The 1,298-nt window shown below is 76.3% G+C and carries 1 protein-coding gene; it reads left to right on the top strand.

Annotation, left to right across the window (positions count from 1 at the left end; all coding sequences use genetic code 11):
• Positions 1–266 precede the first annotated feature (266 nt).
• The coding region (locus tag DZF91_RS04040) for a serine/threonine-protein kinase (RefSeq protein WP_199486394.1) at positions 267–1,298 on the top strand (1,032 nt) is incomplete at its 3' end.

The following is a 1,298-nucleotide window of genomic DNA, read 5'->3' as shown; positions in this document are numbered from 1 at the left end:
GGCCCGCGGGGGGATCCGCGTCGCGACCGGCAGCGGGATCCGCACCGCGGCCCGCGGCGGGATCCGCGGCGCGGCCTGCGGGGGGACCGGTGACGCGGTCCGCGGCGGGGAGTGGGCGGGGAGGCGAATCCGGCGGTTCCGCGAACTCCGCGGCCCGTGCGGCCGTCGCATGATCGTGAGGGCCGGCCGGGCGGGGGCGGGAGACCGCGGTCGGCCGGGGCTCCGGCTCGGCCGGGAAGAGCGACGAAGGTAGGGTTTCGGAAGTGATGAAGGGGGTTGCCACGTCCGGGGAGAGCATCGACCAGTCGATCGGCCACTACCGCGTCCTGGAGACTCTCGGGGAGGGCGGCATGGGGGTCGTCTACCTCGGTGTGGCTCCCGACGGGCGCGAGGTGGCGATCAAGGTGCTGCGCCCGGCGGTCGCCGGGGACGCGACGGCGCGCCGCCGGCTGGCCCGCGAGACCGACTCGATGCGCCGGGTGCGCAGCGCCAACGTGGCCGAGATCCTCGACGCGGACGTCACCGCCGAACGGCCCTACATCGTCACCCAGTACGTCCCCGGCCGCACGCTGGAGGAGGTCGTCGAGGAGGGCGGGCCCCTGCGCGGGCGCGCCCTGCAGCGGCTGGCCGCGGGCCTGGCCGAGGCCCTGTCGGCGATCCACGGCGCGGGGATCATCCACCGCGACCTCAAGCCCGCCAACGTGATGCTGCTGGACGGCGAGCCGATCGTGATCGACTTCGGCATCGCCCAGGGCGTGGACGCGACCCGGCTGACCGCGACCGGCATGGTGATCGGCACCCCCGGCTACCTCGCCCCGGAGATCATCGAGGGCGAGGACGCGGGCCCGCCGTCGGACGTGCACGCCTGGGCGGGCACCGTCGGCTACGCCGCGACCGGACGGCCGCCGTTCGGCTCCGGCACCTTCGAATCGATCTTCTACAAGATCATGCAGGGCCGTCCGGACCTGGACGGCGCGCCGGAGGCGCTGCTGCCGGTGCTGCGCGCCGCGATGGCCCGCAACCCCGCCGAGCGCCCGGACGCCGGGGCGCTGACCGGGCTGGTCCAGCGGATCAACATCGAGGCCACGCTCGCCGAGCAGACCCGGTTCGACGACCGGCTCAGCACCCGGCCTGACCACGCGGCCCCGCCGGCCATGCCGCCCCTGCCCGACGCGGAGACCCTGCGCGACACCGACGCCCTGCGCGACGCGGAGTCCGCGCGCGACACCGGCGGGTCCCACGGCGCGCCCGCGTCGGGGCGCGAGCCGGAGACCCTGCGCGACACGCCGCCGCCGATG

Source organism: Actinomadura logoneensis (assembly GCF_003428695.1).
GTDB lineage: Bacteria > Actinomycetota > Actinomycetes > Streptosporangiales > Streptosporangiaceae > Spirillospora > Spirillospora logoneensis.
This window is presented reverse-complemented; position numbering and strand designations above follow the sequence as displayed.